Genomic DNA, 14,798 nt, shown 5'->3' on the forward strand with positions numbered 1-14,798 from the left:
AAATAACATATTAATTGAAAATTAAAAACGATATGTTATATTTTATATATAATAAACATATCGTTTATAAAAAAATTATAAAATTATATTTCTTCTTTTAAAAATAAATTTTGTACTTTATCCCAATTTAATACATTCCAAAAAGCTTTAACATACAAAGATCTTTGATTTTGATATTTTAAATAATATGCATGTTCCCATAAATCTAAAGCTATAATAGGATATCCAAAAAATCCATTAATATTTTTACCCATTAATGGGTGATATTGATTTTTAGTAGTAACTATACTTAAAATATTATTTTTTTTTATCAACCAAATCCACCCTGATCCAAAAAAATTGACAGCTATATTTTCAAAATTTTTTTGAAATTTTTTAAAACTACCAAATGATTTTACTATAGCATTTTTTATTATATCGTTAGGTTGAGTATTTTTTTTTAAAATTTTCCAAAAAAAACTATGATTTGCATGACCTCCTGCATTATTACGTAAAAAATTTCTTTGTATAGTTGATAATGGTATGATATCTATCATAGATAATAATTCATTTATTGAAATATCTTTTATATCAATTTTATCAAGAATTAAATTAGTATTATTTACATAATTTTGATGATGTTTTGTATGATGAATTTCCATTGTTTCTTTATCAAAGAACGGTTCTAACGCAGAATAATTATATGATAAAGACGGTAATTTATAAACCATATAAATAATTCCTTTATAAAATGTATTATTTAAAAATTATTATTATTATTTTTTAATTTTTTTAAAATTAATCTAGTATTAGGCATAACTCCATGCCATAAAAAAAAAGAATAAGCCGCTTGTTCTATTAACATACCTATACCATCAGATATTTTTTTTGCTCCATGGTATAAACACCAATCTAAAAATGGTGTGATTTTAGAACTATAAAATAAATCATAACAAAAAATATTAGAATGAATAATACTAGAAGAAATATTTGGAATTACACCTTTAATACTACTAGAAGTTGCATTTATAATTAAATCATAATTTATTTTTTTATTATTAATATCTTCTATTTTTAAGATATTAATATTTTTTTTATAATTAAAATATTTTAAAAGATTACAAGAATTTTCATAAGTACGATTAATTATTGTAATTTTACAACCAAAATTAATAAGAGGATATATAATTCCTTGAGCCGCTCCTCCGGCACCTATTAATAATATATTACTATTTTTATAAATAAAATTAATTCTTTTTAAATCTTTTAATAAACCAATTCCATCAGTATTATCTCCTAATATTTGATTATTTTTGGTAATTTTTAATGTATTAACTACACCACTATTTATTCCTCTTTGTGTTAAAAAATCACATATATTATATGCATTTTTTTTAAATGGAACAGTAATATTAGCTCCTAAACCACCATGTTTAAAAAAATGATTAATTACATTATTAAATTTATTAATTGGAACATATATTTTTTCATATTGTTGAATTATATTTAACTGTTCAGCAAATAATTTATGTATTATAGGAGACTTACTATGTTTTATAGGATTTCCAAAAACAGCAAATATTTTCATTTTTATATAACTTCTTTTTTACGATCCTTTACGAATAATTTTATTTGTTAAACTATCTCTAATTTCAGATGGTTTTTTATATCCACCAGTAGTACCATTTAAAATTAATATTTTTTTATTAAAATGATAGTTAATTTCGTGAGAATATAAACATGGTTTATATCCTGTTATATTTGCACTAGTAGAAACAATTGGTTTACCATAAAAATTACATAATTTATTAATAGGATAATAATTAGTTATACGAATAGCTATCGAATTAAAATTTCCAGTTAACCAATAAGGAGTATTTAACGATACAGGTATAGTCCATGTTATAAATTTTGAACATGATGATAAAATCATATTAATTTGTTTTAAAGATAATTTAGTTTCGTCTATATAAGATAATATTTGTTTATAATTTGAAGCTATTAAAATTAATCCTTTATTAATATTTCTTTTTTTAATAGATAATAATTTATATACTGCATTTTTATTATCAGGATCACATCCTAATCCAAATACAGATTCAGTAGGATATGCAATTATTTTACCTGATTGTAACGCATTAATGAATATATTAAAATTCATAATTTAATTAAATTTATAAACTATAATTATTAATTGTATATAATTTTATTTTATCATATAATTATCTTTTAATAAAAAACATATTTTTAAAATAGGTAAAATAAATAAAAAAAATAATTTATTATTTTATAATAAATAATATAATATATATATTATAAATAAAATATTTAATTTAAAATAAAATAATAATAATTAAATAATTTTTTATATAAAATTAATATGACAATATTAAAATTATTATATTTTCCAAATGATGAATTACGTTTTATAGCTAAACCTGTAAAAAAAATAAATAATGAAATAAAATTATTAATTAATAATATGACTCAAATTATGTATAAAAAAGGAGGAATAGGTTTAGCTGCAACACAAATAGGAATACATAAACGTATTATAATAATAGATTTATCAAATAAAAAAAATAATCCTTTAATTTTTATTAATCCAAAATTAACTATATTAAATAAAATTAAAATTCTTAATGAAGAAGGGTGTTTATCTATTCCTAAACAAAAATATTCTATTTTTAGATATAAAACAATAAAAGTTCAGGCAAAAAATTTAGTTAATGAAATTTTTGAAATAGAAGCTAATAATTTACTTTCTTATTGTTTACAACATGAAATTGATCATTTAAATGGAATTTTATTCATTGATTATTTATCAAATTTAAAATATCAAAGAATTTATCAAAAAATGGAAAAAATATATCAAAAAAAAATACGTTATAAAAAAAATAAAATTATATGTTAATTTTAATTTAAAAAAATGAAAATTATTTTTATGGGTACATCTAATTTTGCTGTATTTCATTTAAAAGAACTATTAAATTATTATCAAATAGTATGTGTTATTACTAAACCAGATAGTTATTCTAATAGAGGACATAAATTAACTTTTAATCCTATTAAAAAATTTATTTCAAAATATAAAATTAATATTTTACAACCATCATCTTTAAATACTAAAGAAATTTTTAATAAAATATTAAAATATCATTGTGATATAATTATTGTAGTAGATTACGGATTATTAATACCTTCTAATATTTTAAAAATACCAAAATTAGGATGTATTAATGTACATGCATCATTATTACCTAGATGGAGAGGTGCTGCTCCAATACAAAGAGCATTATATGAAAATGATTCTAAAACTGGTATTAGTATTATTAAAATGAATAATTTTTTAGATAAAGGAGATATCATATATCAAAAAAAATGTGATATTCATTCAAATGATACATATGGTACTTTATATAACAAATTATCTATTTTAGGTATAAAAAGTCTTTTATATGTTTTAAATATGTTTTTTTATAAAAAAAATATAAAATTAAAACCTCAAAATAAATATAATATTCAAGCAACATATGCTAACAAAATTTTAAAGAAAGAAAGTAAAATAAATTGGTTTTTGCCTGCTAAAAAAATTGAATGTATAATTCGTGCATTTAATCCTTATCCGGGAACATATTTTTTTTTAAATAATGAAAGATTTAAAATATGGAATGCAGAAGTAACAAATAACTATATTAATAAAAATACAATTATTCCAGGTGAAATATTATTTATTGATAACGATAGTATTAGTATCAATACTATAAATAATATTTTAAAAATTAAAATAATTCAACCAAGTGGTAGAGTTCCAATGAATATTAAAGATTTTTTAAATAATAGAAAATACATTAAACTTTTTTCTATAGGTAAAATTTTAAAATAATTTAAATAGTTATTTTTTATCATTAGTAATTTTTCTTTCCATTAATTCTATATATGACATAGGAGCTTTATCACCATTACGAAATCCACATTTTATTATACGTGTATATCCTCCTAATCTGTTTTTAAATCTTGGTGCTATAAATTTAAATAATTTTATTAAATTATTTTTATTATTTATACGTGAACGAATTAATCTTTTATTAGATATATTATTATTTTTTGCTATTGTTATTAATGGTTCTATTATTCTTCTTAATTCTTTTGCCTTTATAGTTGTAGTTTTAATAATTTCATATTGTATTAAAGAATTAGCCATATTTTGTAACATAGATTTACGATGACTACTAGTTCTGTTTAAATGACGACCTATTTTACGATGACGCATATAATATTACCTTTAATATAAAAAAATTAAAATATAAAAAAATTATTATTTATCAATTATAATTGGTGGCCAATTTTTTAAACGCATACCTAATGATAAACCTCTAGAAGCTAAAACATCTTTAATTTCTGTTAAAGATTTTTTACCTAAATTAGGAGTTTTAAGTAATTCAACTTCAGTACGTTGTACTAAATCACCTATAAATTGTATAGATTCTGTTTTTAAACAATTAGCAGATCTTACAGTTAATTCTAAATCGTCTACAGGACGTAATAAAATAGGATCAAATTCCGGTTTTTCTTCTTTAACTTCTTGTTGATGTATATCACGTAAATATACAAAAGCTTCTAATTGTTCTGAAAGAATTGTAGCTGCTTTTCTTATTGCTTCTTCTGGATCTATAGTTCCATTAGTTTCCATTTCTATTATTAATTTATCTAAATCTGTTCTTTGCTCTACTCTTGCAGCTTTAACATTATACATAATTCTTTCAATAGGACTATAACATGCATCAACTAATAATCTTCCTATTGGACGATTATCATATTCTTCACAATGAATTTTAGTATGTGCAGCAACATATCCTCTACCTAATTCAATTTTAATTTTCATATTTATTGAAACATTTTGATCTGTTAAATTACAAATTATATGTTCTGGGTTTATAAGTTCAATATCATTTCCATAATTTAAATCAGCTGCTATAACAGGACCTATTCCTGATTTATTTAAAGTTAAAATAACTTCTTTTTTATCACTTTTAACTTTAATAGCTAATTTTTTTAAATTTAATAAAATTTCAATAATATCTTCTTGAACTCCTTCTTTAGTACTATATTCATGTAATATTCCTTCAATTTCTACTTCAGTAACAGCATATCCTGGCATAGAAGATAATAAAATACGCCTTAATGCATTTCCAAGCGTATGTCCAAAACCTCTTTCTAAAGGTTCAAGAGTAACACTAATAGTAGTTTTATTAATTTTTTTAATATCAACTAAACGAGGTTTTAAAAATTCAGTTACAGAATTATGCATTTATAATCTCTCAATTTATAAAATTATTTTGAATATAATTCAATTATTAAATGTTCATTAATATCTGATGATAAATCAGAACGTTCTGGAACATATTTAAATATTCCTTCCATCTTATTGATATCAACTTCTAACCAATTTGATTTTTCACGCTGATTAAAAAGTTCTATAGCAGCTTTAATTCTTGTTTGTTTTTTTGATTTTTCACATATTGATATTTTATCATTAATACTTAATTGATAAGAAGGTATATTAACAATATGATTATTAATTTTTATAGATTTATGAGATATAAGTTGTCTTGCTTCTGATCTAGTAACACTAAACCCCATTCTATATAAAATATTATCAAATCTTTTTTCTAATAAACATAATAAATTAAATCCTGTATTTCCTTTTAATCTTAATGCTTTTTTATAATAGCTACGAAATTGTTTTTCTAATATACCATATATACGACGAACTTTTTGTTTTTCTCTTAATTGTATACCATAATCGGACAATCTAGATTTTTTCATACCATGTTGTCCAGGTGTTTGTTCTATTTTACATTTTGTATCAATATTACGAATATTAGATTTTAAAAATAAATCTGTGCCTTCTCTTCTACTTAATTTTAATTTAGGTCCTAAATATTTAGCCATTTTATTCTCTTTAATATAATTATTATACTCTTCTTCTTTTTGGAGGACGACAACCATTATGAGGAATTGGTGTAATATCAGTAATATTTGTAATACGAAAACCAGCATTATTTAATGCTCTAATTGTTGATTCTCTTCCTGGACCTGGTCCTTTTACCATAACTTCAAGATTTTTTATACCATAATCTTTTACAAACTCAGCACAACGTTCTGCTGCTACTTGTGCAGCAAATGGAGTTGATTTACGAGAACCTCTAAATCCAGATCCTCCTGCTGTAGCACATCCTAATGAATTTCCTTGTCTATCTGTAATAGTAACAATAGTATTATTAAAAGAAGCATGTATATGAGCAATACCATCTATTATTTGTTTTTTAATATTTTTTTTTAATTTAGAGACTTGTTTTTTTTTCATTTTAATATCTCAATAAAATTATTTTTTTTTAAAAAATTTACGAAATTTTTTTCTAGTATGTGCGTTTGTTTTAGTACGTTGACCCCTTACTGGTAAACCTTTACGATGTCTTAGTCCACGATAACATCCTAAATCAATTAATCTCTTAATATTTAAATTAATTTCTCTTCTTAAATCACCCTCTACTGTAAATTTAGATACTTCTTCTCGTAATAAATCTATTTGTTTATCTGTTAATAAACTTATTTTAGTATACTGACTAATATTTATAATTTTACAAATATGTATAGAATGAGAATTTCCAATTCCATAAATATATTGTAATGCAACCCTAATATGTTTATTATTAGGAATATTAACTCCGGCTATACGAGCCACATTTACTCCTTTATTATAAAATAATAATTTTATTAAAAATAAAAATAATTTATTTAATAATTAATATTAATAAATATATAAGTTAAATTTAATAAAAAAATAAAATTAATGATTATTAAATTTAACCTTGACGTTGTTTATGTTTAGGATCTTTTTTACAAAAAACACGAACTACCCTATTACGACGAATAATCTTACAATCACGACATAATTTTTTAACAGAAGTACGTACTTTCATAATATAATACACATCCTCTTTATAAAAATAAATTTTTTATTTAAAATTTTATTTTTATATTTATGATTTTAAATTAATTTTTTTTAACATAGATTCATATTGAGTTGACATAATTAATGTCTGTATTTGAGTTATAAAATCCATAATAACTACTACTACTATTAATAATGATGTTCCACCAAAATAAAAAGGAACATTTATTATGTTACGTAAAAATTCAGGTATTAAACATATAAAACTCATATATATTCCTCCTGTTAATGTTAATCTTAAAATAATTTTTTTAATATATTTTGCAGTTTGTTCTCCTGGACGTATACCTGGAATATAAGCTCCTGATTTTTTTAAATTATCTGCTGTTTCTTTTGGACTAAATACTAAAATAGTATAAAAGAAACAAAAAAATATAATTAATGAAACATATAATATCATATAAAACATTTGTTTAGGTTGTAAAATAATAGCAATATTTTTAAGCCATTCCCATCCAGTACTATTACCAAACCAAGATATTATTGTTACGAAAAATAAAATAATACTAGAAGAAAATATTGCAGGTATTACACCAGACATATTAATTTTTAATGGTAAATGAGTATTTTGTTCTTTATATATATTTCTTATATTATATCTTTTAGCATAATTAACTGTTATTTTTCTTTGACCTCTTTCCATAAAAACAACAAAAAAAGTAATAGTAAAGATTATTAATAAAATTATTAATACTATAAAAAAATTTAAATCTCCTTCTTTAATTTGTTCTATTGTATGGCCAATAGCAGATGGTAAATTAGAAATAATACCTATAACAATAATCATTGAAATACCATTACCAATTCCTTTATTTGTAATTTGTTCACCTAACCACATTAAAAATATAGTTCCTGTAACTAAACTTAGTACGGAAATACAAAAAAAACATATTCCAGGATTTAAAATTAAATTTTGCATTCCTGATATTTTAGGTAATCCTGTTACTATACCTATAGATTGTATAATAGATAAAATTAATGTAGTATATTTAGTATATGTGTTAATTTTACGTCTACCAACTTCTCCTTCTTTTTTTAAAGCAATTAATTTAGGATGAAGTACACTTAATAATTGAAGTATAATAGATGCTGAAATATATGGCATAATTCCTAAAGCTAAAATAGAAGCTCTGCTTAAAGCTCCTCCAGAAAATATATTAAACATATCAATAATAGTACCATTTTGATTTCTAATTAATTTATTTAATATATTTAAATTTATACCTGGTATAGGGATAAAAGATCCTATACGAAAAATAATTAAAGCAATAATTAAAAATATGAATCTTTGTTTTAATTCATTAAAACCTTTTTTAGTACTTTGAAAATCTAATTTAGAAAATGGTTTTATCATTGCTTTTTTATTCCTCTATTTTTCCACCTAATTTTTCAATAGAAATTTTTGCTTTTTTTGTACAACGTAATTTAACAATTTTTACTGGTATAAAAATTTTTCCAGTATTTATAATTTTAACATATTTAATTTTATTACTAATAATTTTAAATAATTTTAAAGTATTTAAATCAATAATATTACTTTTAATTTTATTTAAATCACTTAATTTAACTTCTTTATAAAAAATTTTTTTACGTGATTGAAAACCAAATTTTGGTAATCTTCTATGTAAAGGAGTTTGTCCTCCTTCAAAAGATTTATTTATTTTACAACCAGAACGAGATTTTTGTCCTTTATGACCTCTACCGCTAGTTTTTCCCAAACCTGAACCTATACCACGTCCTAAACGTTTTTTATTATTTTTAGATCCTAAAGCAGGAGATAAAGTATTTAAATACATTTTAATTACCTATTTTAAGCATATAAAAAATTTTTTTAATCATACCGAGAATTATAGGAGTTTTTTTTTTAATTACTGTATGTCCAATATGTTTTAATCCTAAACTAGTTAAAGTTGCTTTATGTTTTGGTATTCTTCCTATCGAACTTTTAATTTGTGTAATTTTAATATTTTTTAACATTTTTCATATTCCTTTTTATTTGTTCTATAGATTTATCTCTTTTAGCTGCAATCATTTTTAGTGATTTCATACTAGATAAACCTTTTATAGTAGCTTTAACTATATTAATAGGATTAGTAGAACCATAAGCTTTAGCTAATACATTATAAATACCAGTAACTTCTAATACAGCTCTCATAGCACCTCCAGCTATAATTCCTGTTCCTTCATATGCAGGTTTCATAAATATATAAGAACCTGTATGATTACCTTTAACAGGATATTGTAACGTATTATTATTTAATATAATATTAATCATGTTTTTTCTTGCTTTTTCCATAGCTTTTTGTATTGCACTAGGAACTTCTCTAGATTTACCATATCCAAAACCAACACGACCTTTACCATTACCAACAACAGTTAATGCTGTAAATGAAAATATTCTACCTCCTTTAACAGTTTTAGATACTCTATTTACAGAAATAAGTTTTTCTTTTAATTCATTATTTTGATTTTTATTATCATAAATAGGCATTTTATCATTCCTTTAACATTAAATAATTAAAATTGAAGACCTAAATCACGAGCAGCGTTTGCTAATGCTTTAATACGACCATGATATTTAAATCCTGACCTATCAAATGAAATATTCATAATACCTTTATTGATTGATCTTTTTGCAATTTTTTTACCTATGACAATAGCAGCTTCTATATTACCCGTATATGATAGTTTTTTATTAATATTTTTTTCTAAAGTAGAAGCTGTTATTAAAACTTTATTTGTAGAAGATATTATCTGAGCATAGATATGACGTGAAGTACGATGTATAACTAAACGCGTAGCTTTTAATTTATAAAAAATTTTTCGTGATTTAGTTATTCTTTTAATCCGAATATTTTTTTTTTTATTCATAATATTTAATTTATTTATCCTCATTTTTTCTTAATTTCTTTAATTTTTACTTGTTCATAACTATATCTAATACCTTTTCCTTTATAAGGTTCAGGAATTCTATATGATCTAATATCAGCAGCTACTTGACCTAATAATTGTTTATCAGAACTTTTTAATATTATTTCATTTTGATTAATACAATTTGCTATTATTCCTTTAGGTAAAGTATAGTAAATTGAATGAGAATATCCTAACATTAAATCTAAAATATTTTTATTAATAGAAACTTTATACCCTATACCAGATAAAATAAGTTTTTTAGAAAAACCTTGAGTAACTCCTATAATCATAGAATTTAATATAGATCTTGAAGTTCCAGCATATGACCAAGAATCATTATTATTTATTTTAGGTATAAATAATAATTTTTTATTATGAATTTCAATTTTTATTAACGAATTAATTTTTTTTTTTAATATACCATTTTCTCCTTGAACAATTATTTGTTGTTTATTTATAATTATTTTTACATTATCAGGGATATAAATAGGATTTTTAGCTATTCTAGACATTTTAATACCTTATTATATTGATTATGAAATATAACAAATTATTTCTCCACCTATTCCATAGTTACGAGCAGTATAATCAGTCATTATCCCTTTTGATGTAGAAATAATGGCAATACCTAATCCAGACATAACTTGGGGTAAATTATTTTTTCTTTGATAAATTCTTAATCCAGGACGACTTATACATTTTATATTTTCTATAACAGCTTTTCCTTTAAAATATTTTAAATAAATTTCTAAATTAGAAATATGGTTTTTTATAATTTTATAATCTTTTATATATCCTTCATTTTTTAAAACCATTGCAATTGATTGTTTAATTTTTGAATATTGCATTATAATTTTTAATTTTTTTGATAATTGACCATTGCGAATTCTTGTTAACATATCAGCAATAGGATTTTGTATACTCATATTTTATAACCTATAATATATTTCAAAAAATATTTTTACCAACTAGCTTTTTTTAATCCAGGAATTTCTCCTTTCATTGCAGATTCACGTACTTTAATTCTACTTAAACCAAATTTTCTTAGAAATGCATGTGGCCTTCCTGTTTGTTTACATCTATTTCGTTGTCTAGAAATACTAGAATCTCTTGGTAAAGATTGTAATTTAAAAATAGCATCCCAACGAACTTTTTCTGATACATTTATATCAGATATTATTTTTTTAAGTTTTTTTCTTTTTATAAAAAATTTTTTTGCTAATTTTATTCTTTTAATTTCACGAGCTTTTATAGATTCTTTTGCCATAATTTAAAACCTTTAATTACGAAATGGAAATTTTAATGCTTGAAGTAAAGCATAACCTTCATTATTAGAATGAGCAGTAGTAGTTATAGAAATATCTAAACCACGAACATGATCAATTTTATCAAAGTTAATTTCAGGAAAAATAATCTGTTCTTTTATTCCTATATTATAATTACCATAACCATCAAATGATTTTTTAGATAATCCTCTAAAATCTCTTATCCTAGGTATTGCAATAAATAATAAACGTTCAAAAAAATACCACATTCTTTTACCACGTAAAGTAACTTTACATCCTATAGGATATCCTTGTCTAATTTTAAATCCTGCTATTGATTTATGAACTTTAGTAATTATAGGTTTTTGTCCACTAATAACAGTTAAATCGTTTATTGCATTATCTAAATGTTTTTTATCAGAAATAATATTTCCTACACCCATATTTAAAGTAATTTTACTTATACGAGGAACTTGCATAATAGAGTAGTATTTAAAACTATATATTAATTTTTTTACTATTTCATTTTTATAGTAATTATATAATTTTGACATAATACATATTACCTAATTATTAAATAATTTCATTATTAGATTTTAAAAAACGTAATTTTTTACCTTTTACTAATTTAAAACCTATACGATCAGGTTTTCCAGTTTTAATATTTAATATAGCTATATTAGAAACATGAATAAAATTTTCTTTTTCTATTATTCCACCTACATTAGAATTAGAAGGATTAGATTTTATATGTTTTTTAATTAAATTTATACCTTCTACTATTACTAATTCAGAATTTAAAAAATATTTTACCTTACCTTTTTTACCTTTATCTTTACCTATTAAAATAATAACTTCATCATTACAACGTATTTTAGATGCCATAATTTTTTACTATCCTATTTAAATTACTTCTGAAGCTAATGAAATGATTTTCATAAATTTCTCATTTCTTAATTCTCTTGTAACAGGACCAAAAACTCTTGTTCCTATTAACTGTTCATTAGTATCATTTAATAATACGCATGCATTATTATCAAAACGAATAATTGAACCGTCAGGACGACGTATTCCTTTTTTTGTTCTTACAATAACAGCTTTTAATACATCACCTTTTTTTACTTTCCCTTTTGGAGTAGCTTCTTTTACAGTTATTTTAATTATATCACCAATATTAGCATAACGACGACGTGATCCTCCTAATACTTTTATACACATTACACTACGAGCTCCTGAATTATCTGCAACACTTAATATAGTATGTTCTTGTATCATGATTATAATCACCTTTTTATTAAAACAATAATTTTCTATTAATAATTTATATAAAAAATTAATTAAAATTTATAAAAATATTTTATATTATTAATTTTTTAATAATATTTACTAAAATCCAAGATTTTGTTTTTGATATAGGTCTACATTCTTTTATTTCAACAAAATCTCCTATATTACATTTATTTTTTTCATCATGAACATGTAATTTTGTTGTTCTTTTTATAAATTTTCCATAAATTGGATGTTTTATAAGTCTATTAATATGTACTACAATAGATTTATTCATTTTATTACTTACTACTTTTCCTTTTAAAATTTTAATTTTATTTTGCATTTTTTATTATCTTTTTTTGTGATAAAATAGTCTTAATTCTTGCTATATTTTTTTTAGATTTTTTTAATAAATGAGTTTGTTTAAGATTACCTGATTTTAATTGTATTTTTAAATTAAATTGTTCTCTAAATAAATTAAGTAATTCTTTTCTTAATTCTTGAATATTTTTTTTGAATAAAGTATTTGTATTCATAATATTTTTATTATATTTTTTTTATTTAAAAAAATAGTTTTTACTGGTAATTTTGCTGATCCTAATTTAAAAGCTTCTCGAGCTAATTTTTCTGATATACCATCTATTTCATATAATATTCTTCCTGGTTGTACTAATGCTACCCAATATTCAACATTTCCTTTACCTTTACCCATACGAACTTCTAATGGTTTTTCCGTTATAGGTTTATCAGGAAAAATTCTAATCCATATTTTCCCTTGTCTTTTCATTGCTCTACTAATAGCTCTTCTTGCGGACTCTATTTGTCTTGCAGTAATTCTTCCTCTATGAATTGCTTTTAATGCATAAGATCCAAAATTAATATTCATTCCTACAACTATTCCTTTATTTCTTCCTTTATGCATTTTCCTGAATTTTGTTTTTTTTGGTTGCAACATATAAAAATCCTCTTTTATTTTCTTCCTTTATTACGTTTTTTTTTAGGTTGTAAAATTAATTTCTTTACTTTTTGATTTTGATTAATAATATTACCTAATATTTCTCCTTTAAAAATCCAAACTTTAATACCAATTACACCATAAGTTGTATTAGCTTCAGCTAAACTAAAATCTATATCAGCACGTAAAGTATGTAATGGTACTCTACCTTCTCTATACCATTCTGTACGAGCTATTTCAGTTCCACCTAAACGTCCACTAACTTCTACTTTTACTCCTAATGCTCCTAATCTCATTGAGTTTTGTACAGCTCTTTTTATAGCTCTTCTAAACATAACTCTTTTTTCTAATTGAGTTGAAATATTATCAGCAACTAATTTAGCTTCTAATTCTGGTTTGCGAATTTCAGTAATATTAATCTGTGTAGGTACTCCAGATATTTGAGAAATAATTTTTCTAAGTTTTTCTACATCTTCTCCTTTTTTTCCTATTACTATTCCAGGTCTAGCTGTATGTATTGTTACTCTAATACTTTTTGAAGGTCGTTCAATTGTAATACGAGAAACTGATGCTTTAATCAATTTTTTATTTAAAAATTTTCTTACTTTAAAATCACTATACAAATTATTAGCAAAATCTTTTGTATTAGCAAACCAAGTAGAATCCCATGTTTTAATAATACCTAATCTTAAACCATTAGGATGTGTTTTTTGACCCATTATTTATATTTCCTTAATTAAGATTATTATCATCAGATACAATTATAGTAATGTGGCTTGTATATTTTAAAATACGATCGGAACGTCCTTTAGCACGTGGCATAATACGTTTCATATTAGATCCTACATCAATAAAAATTTTTGATATTTTTAAATTATCAATATCAATTCCGTTATTATGTTCTGCGTTAGATACAACTGAATTTAATACTTTTTTAATAAGAATAGATGCTTTTTTATTAGAAAAATTTAAAATATCAAAAGCTTTTGATACTTTTTTACCTCTTATAAGATTAGCAACTAATCTTAATTTTTGAGCAGAAGATCGTGAATATAAATGTTTTGCTAAAACTTCCATTTTTATCCTTTAATAATTTTTATTTTTATTTTTTTATTGTTTTTTTTATTTTTTTATCAGCACTATGTCCTCTATAAGTACGAGTTGGAGAAAATTCACCTAATTTATGTCCTACCATTTCATCTGAAATAAAAACAGGAATATGTTGACGTCCATTGTAAACAGCTATTGTTAATCCAATCATATTAGGAAATATAGTAGATCTTCTAGACCAAGTTTTTAATGGTTTTTTATTTCCTTGTTCTATTGCTTTTTCAACCTTTTTAAATAGATGATGATCAATAAAAGGACCTTTTTTTAAAGAACGTGGCATAATTAAAAT

The 14,798-nt window shown here is 22.2% G+C and carries 28 protein-coding genes; 2 read left to right on the forward strand and 26 right to left on the reverse strand.

Features of this window, described 5'->3' with window-relative positions:
• Positions 1-83 precede the first annotated feature (83 nt).
• The 3 genes from GJT83_RS01335 to tsaC are packed head-to-tail and all read right to left on the reverse strand — an operon-like array spanning position 84 to position 2,140.
• Entirely contained in the window at positions 84-710 is a 627-nt protein-coding gene (locus GJT83_RS01335) for a Fe-Mn family superoxide dismutase (RefSeq protein WP_168892658.1), read from the reverse strand.
• Between the two features lie 29 nt (positions 711-739).
• Complete coding sequence (gene aroE / locus GJT83_RS01340; protein WP_168892659.1) at positions 740-1,567, reverse strand: shikimate dehydrogenase; 828 nt, start codon at positions 1,565-1,567, stop codon at positions 740-742.
• Positions 1,568-1,585: 18 nt separating this feature from the next.
• Positions 1,586-2,140: an L-threonylcarbamoyladenylate synthase type 1 TsaC gene (gene tsaC, locus GJT83_RS01345; RefSeq protein WP_168892660.1), complete on the reverse strand. Its 555-nt coding sequence runs from the start codon at positions 2,138-2,140 to the stop codon at positions 1,586-1,588.
• 219 nt (positions 2,141-2,359) lie between these two features.
• Here tsaC and def point away from each other — a divergent pair, with 219 nt between their 5' ends.
• On the forward strand, positions 2,360-2,893 hold the full coding sequence (gene def / locus GJT83_RS01350) for a peptide deformylase (protein ID WP_168892661.1): 534 nt from the start codon (positions 2,360-2,362) through the stop codon (positions 2,891-2,893).
• Between the two features lie 15 nt (positions 2,894-2,908).
• Positions 2,909-3,865, forward strand: a complete 957-nt coding sequence (fmt, locus tag GJT83_RS01355) for a methionyl-tRNA formyltransferase (RefSeq protein ID WP_168892662.1) — start codon at positions 2,909-2,911, stop codon at positions 3,863-3,865.
• Positions 3,866-3,874: 9 nt separating this feature from the next.
• On the opposite strand, the gene rplQ is transcribed toward fmt, so the two are convergent.
• The 23 genes from rplQ to rpsS all read right to left on the reverse strand — a co-directional run bounded on the left by rplQ (position 3,875) and on the right by rpsS (position 14,789).
• The gene (rplQ, locus tag GJT83_RS01360) at positions 3,875-4,252 is read right to left on the reverse strand and encodes a 50S ribosomal protein L17 (protein WP_168892663.1); all 378 of its coding nucleotides are present in this window, start codon (positions 4,250-4,252) and stop codon (positions 3,875-3,877) included.
• Between the two features lie 45 nt (positions 4,253-4,297).
• Positions 4,298-5,290, reverse strand: a complete 993-nt coding sequence (locus GJT83_RS01365) for a DNA-directed RNA polymerase subunit alpha (protein WP_168892664.1) — start codon at positions 5,288-5,290, stop codon at positions 4,298-4,300.
• Positions 5,291-5,313: 23 nt separating this feature from the next.
• Positions 5,314-5,934 (reverse strand): 30S ribosomal protein S4, encoded by a 621-nt coding sequence (gene rpsD / locus GJT83_RS01370; protein ID WP_168892665.1) that lies wholly within the window; start codon positions 5,932-5,934, stop codon positions 5,314-5,316.
• A gap of 22 nt (positions 5,935-5,956) precedes the next feature.
• Positions 5,957-6,349 carry a 30S ribosomal protein S11 gene (gene rpsK / locus GJT83_RS01375; protein ID WP_168892666.1) on the reverse strand — a complete coding sequence of 131 codons (393 nt, stop codon included), beginning with the start codon at positions 6,347-6,349 and terminating at the stop codon, positions 5,957-5,959.
• A gap of 18 nt (positions 6,350-6,367) precedes the next feature.
• Entirely contained in the window at positions 6,368-6,727 is a 360-nt protein-coding gene (gene rpsM, locus GJT83_RS01380; protein ID WP_168892667.1) for a 30S ribosomal protein S13, read from the reverse strand.
• A 121-nt stretch (positions 6,728-6,848) separates the two neighbouring features.
• A complete protein-coding gene (gene rpmJ / locus GJT83_RS01385; protein WP_168892668.1) occupies positions 6,849-6,965 on the reverse strand; it encodes a 50S ribosomal protein L36 in 117 nt (38 codons plus the stop codon).
• A 60-nt stretch (positions 6,966-7,025) separates the two neighbouring features.
• A complete protein-coding gene (gene secY, locus GJT83_RS01390; protein ID WP_168892669.1) occupies positions 7,026-8,351 on the reverse strand; it encodes a preprotein translocase subunit SecY in 1,326 nt (441 codons plus the stop codon).
• A 7-nt stretch (positions 8,352-8,358) separates the two neighbouring features.
• Positions 8,359-8,793 carry a 50S ribosomal protein L15 gene (gene rplO / locus GJT83_RS01395; protein WP_168892670.1) on the reverse strand — a complete coding sequence of 145 codons (435 nt, stop codon included), beginning with the start codon at positions 8,791-8,793 and terminating at the stop codon, positions 8,359-8,361.
• 1 nt (position 8,794) lies between these two features.
• Positions 8,795-8,974 carry a 50S ribosomal protein L30 gene (rpmD, locus tag GJT83_RS01400; RefSeq protein WP_168892671.1) on the reverse strand — a complete coding sequence of 60 codons (180 nt, stop codon included), beginning with the start codon at positions 8,972-8,974 and terminating at the stop codon, positions 8,795-8,797.
• The gene (gene rpsE, locus GJT83_RS01405; RefSeq protein ID WP_168892672.1) at positions 8,958-9,488 is read right to left on the reverse strand and encodes a 30S ribosomal protein S5; all 531 of its coding nucleotides are present in this window, start codon (positions 9,486-9,488) and stop codon (positions 8,958-8,960) included. Before rpsE ends, rpmD begins: the two co-directional genes overlap by 17 nt.
• A gap of 26 nt (positions 9,489-9,514) precedes the next feature.
• On the reverse strand, positions 9,515-9,868 hold the full coding sequence (gene rplR, locus GJT83_RS01410; RefSeq protein ID WP_168892673.1) for a 50S ribosomal protein L18: 354 nt from the start codon (positions 9,866-9,868) through the stop codon (positions 9,515-9,517).
• Positions 9,869-9,888: 20 nt separating this feature from the next.
• On the reverse strand, positions 9,889-10,422 hold the full coding sequence (gene rplF / locus GJT83_RS01415; protein ID WP_168892674.1) for a 50S ribosomal protein L6: 534 nt from the start codon (positions 10,420-10,422) through the stop codon (positions 9,889-9,891).
• Between the two features lie 21 nt (positions 10,423-10,443).
• Positions 10,444-10,836 (reverse strand): 30S ribosomal protein S8, encoded by a 393-nt coding sequence (gene rpsH, locus GJT83_RS01420; protein ID WP_168892675.1) that lies wholly within the window; start codon positions 10,834-10,836, stop codon positions 10,444-10,446.
• A gap of 35 nt (positions 10,837-10,871) precedes the next feature.
• Complete coding sequence (gene rpsN, locus GJT83_RS01425) at positions 10,872-11,177, reverse strand: 30S ribosomal protein S14 (RefSeq protein ID WP_168892676.1); 306 nt, start codon at positions 11,175-11,177, stop codon at positions 10,872-10,874.
• 12 nt (positions 11,178-11,189) lie between these two features.
• On the reverse strand, positions 11,190-11,729 hold the full coding sequence (gene rplE / locus GJT83_RS01430; RefSeq protein WP_168892677.1) for a 50S ribosomal protein L5: 540 nt from the start codon (positions 11,727-11,729) through the stop codon (positions 11,190-11,192).
• Between the two features lie 19 nt (positions 11,730-11,748).
• Complete coding sequence (gene rplX / locus GJT83_RS01435) at positions 11,749-12,060, reverse strand: 50S ribosomal protein L24 (RefSeq protein ID WP_168892678.1); 312 nt, start codon at positions 12,058-12,060, stop codon at positions 11,749-11,751.
• An 18-nt stretch (positions 12,061-12,078) separates the two neighbouring features.
• Positions 12,079-12,450: a 50S ribosomal protein L14 gene (rplN, locus tag GJT83_RS01440; RefSeq protein WP_168892679.1), complete on the reverse strand. Its 372-nt coding sequence runs from the start codon at positions 12,448-12,450 to the stop codon at positions 12,079-12,081.
• 82 nt (positions 12,451-12,532) lie between these two features.
• Positions 12,533-12,787 (reverse strand): 30S ribosomal protein S17, encoded by a 255-nt coding sequence (gene rpsQ / locus GJT83_RS01445; RefSeq protein WP_168892680.1) that lies wholly within the window; start codon positions 12,785-12,787, stop codon positions 12,533-12,535.
• Entirely contained in the window at positions 12,777-12,980 is a 204-nt protein-coding gene (gene rpmC / locus GJT83_RS01450; RefSeq protein WP_168892681.1) for a 50S ribosomal protein L29, read from the reverse strand. The genes rpsQ and rpmC overlap by 11 nt, the downstream gene beginning before the upstream one ends.
• Complete coding sequence (gene rplP, locus GJT83_RS01455; protein WP_168892682.1) at positions 12,977-13,399, reverse strand: 50S ribosomal protein L16; 423 nt, start codon at positions 13,397-13,399, stop codon at positions 12,977-12,979. The genes rpmC and rplP overlap by 4 nt, the downstream gene beginning before the upstream one ends.
• Before the next feature lie 14 nt (positions 13,400-13,413).
• Positions 13,414-14,118, reverse strand: a complete 705-nt coding sequence (gene rpsC / locus GJT83_RS01460; RefSeq protein WP_168892683.1) for a 30S ribosomal protein S3 — start codon at positions 14,116-14,118, stop codon at positions 13,414-13,416.
• A gap of 13 nt (positions 14,119-14,131) precedes the next feature.
• On the reverse strand, positions 14,132-14,476 hold the full coding sequence (rplV, locus tag GJT83_RS01465) for a 50S ribosomal protein L22 (RefSeq protein ID WP_168892684.1): 345 nt from the start codon (positions 14,474-14,476) through the stop codon (positions 14,132-14,134).
• A 25-nt stretch (positions 14,477-14,501) separates the two neighbouring features.
• Positions 14,502-14,789 (reverse strand): 30S ribosomal protein S19, encoded by a 288-nt coding sequence (gene rpsS, locus GJT83_RS01470; protein WP_168892685.1) that lies wholly within the window; start codon positions 14,787-14,789, stop codon positions 14,502-14,504.
• Positions 14,790-14,798: the final 9 nt, after the last annotated feature.

Source organism: Enterobacteriaceae endosymbiont of Plateumaris pusilla, from assembly GCF_012562765.1.
In the GTDB taxonomy this organism is placed as follows: domain Bacteria; phylum Pseudomonadota; class Gammaproteobacteria; order Enterobacterales; family Enterobacteriaceae.

Coding starts and splice junctions, on each gene's coding strand:
- GJT83_RS01335 (WP_168892658.1), bottom strand. CDS start 710: ATGGTTTATAAATTACCGTCTTTATCATATAATTATTCTGCGTTAGAA.
- aroE (WP_168892659.1), bottom strand. CDS start 1,567: ATGAAAATATTTGCTGTTTTTGGAAATCCTATAAAACATAGTAAGTCT.
- tsaC (WP_168892660.1), bottom strand. CDS start 2,140: ATGAATTTTAATATATTCATTAATGCGTTACAATCAGGTAAAATAATT.
- def (WP_168892661.1), top strand. CDS start 2,360: ATGACAATATTAAAATTATTATATTTTCCAAATGATGAATTACGTTTT.
- fmt (WP_168892662.1), top strand. CDS start 2,909: ATGAAAATTATTTTTATGGGTACATCTAATTTTGCTGTATTTCATTTA.
- rplQ (WP_168892663.1), bottom strand. CDS start 4,252: ATGCGTCATCGTAAAATAGGTCGTCATTTAAACAGAACTAGTAGTCAT.
- GJT83_RS01365 (WP_168892664.1), bottom strand. CDS start 5,290: ATGCATAATTCTGTAACTGAATTTTTAAAACCTCGTTTAGTTGATATT.
- rpsD (WP_168892665.1), bottom strand. CDS start 5,934: ATGGCTAAATATTTAGGACCTAAATTAAAATTAAGTAGAAGAGAAGGC.
- rpsK (WP_168892666.1), bottom strand. CDS start 6,349: ATGAAAAAAAAACAAGTCTCTAAATTAAAAAAAAATATTAAAAAACAA.
- rpmJ (WP_168892668.1), bottom strand. CDS start 6,965: ATGAAAGTACGTACTTCTGTTAAAAAATTATGTCGTGATTGTAAGATT.
- secY (WP_168892669.1), bottom strand. CDS start 8,351: ATGATAAAACCATTTTCTAAATTAGATTTTCAAAGTACTAAAAAAGGT.
- rplO (WP_168892670.1), bottom strand. CDS start 8,793: ATGTATTTAAATACTTTATCTCCTGCTTTAGGATCTAAAAATAATAAA.
- rpmD (WP_168892671.1), bottom strand. CDS start 8,974: ATGTTAAAAAATATTAAAATTACACAAATTAAAAGTTCGATAGGAAGA.
- rpsE (WP_168892672.1), bottom strand. CDS start 9,488: ATGCCTATTTATGATAATAAAAATCAAAATAATGAATTAAAAGAAAAA.
- rplR (WP_168892673.1), bottom strand. CDS start 9,868: ATGAATAAAAAAAAAAATATTCGGATTAAAAGAATAACTAAATCACGA.
- rplF (WP_168892674.1), bottom strand. CDS start 10,422: ATGTCTAGAATAGCTAAAAATCCTATTTATATCCCTGATAATGTAAAA.
- rpsH (WP_168892675.1), bottom strand. CDS start 10,836: ATGAGTATACAAAATCCTATTGCTGATATGTTAACAAGAATTCGCAAT.
- rpsN (WP_168892676.1), bottom strand. CDS start 11,177: ATGGCAAAAGAATCTATAAAAGCTCGTGAAATTAAAAGAATAAAATTA.
- rplE (WP_168892677.1), bottom strand. CDS start 11,729: ATGTCAAAATTATATAATTACTATAAAAATGAAATAGTAAAAAAATTA.
- rplX (WP_168892678.1), bottom strand. CDS start 12,060: ATGGCATCTAAAATACGTTGTAATGATGAAGTTATTATTTTAATAGGT.
- rplN (WP_168892679.1), bottom strand. CDS start 12,450: ATGATACAAGAACATACTATATTAAGTGTTGCAGATAATTCAGGAGCT.
- rpsQ (WP_168892680.1), bottom strand. CDS start 12,787: ATGCAAAATAAAATTAAAATTTTAAAAGGAAAAGTAGTAAGTAATAAA.
- rpmC (WP_168892681.1), bottom strand. CDS start 12,980: ATGAATACAAATACTTTATTCAAAAAAAATATTCAAGAATTAAGAAAA.
- rplP (WP_168892682.1), bottom strand. CDS start 13,399: ATGTTGCAACCAAAAAAAACAAAATTCAGGAAAATGCATAAAGGAAGA.
- rpsC (WP_168892683.1), bottom strand. CDS start 14,118: ATGGGTCAAAAAACACATCCTAATGGTTTAAGATTAGGTATTATTAAA.
- rplV (WP_168892684.1), bottom strand. CDS start 14,476: ATGGAAGTTTTAGCAAAACATTTATATTCACGATCTTCTGCTCAAAAA.
- rpsS (WP_168892685.1), bottom strand. CDS start 14,789: ATGCCACGTTCTTTAAAAAAAGGTCCTTTTATTGATCATCATCTATTT.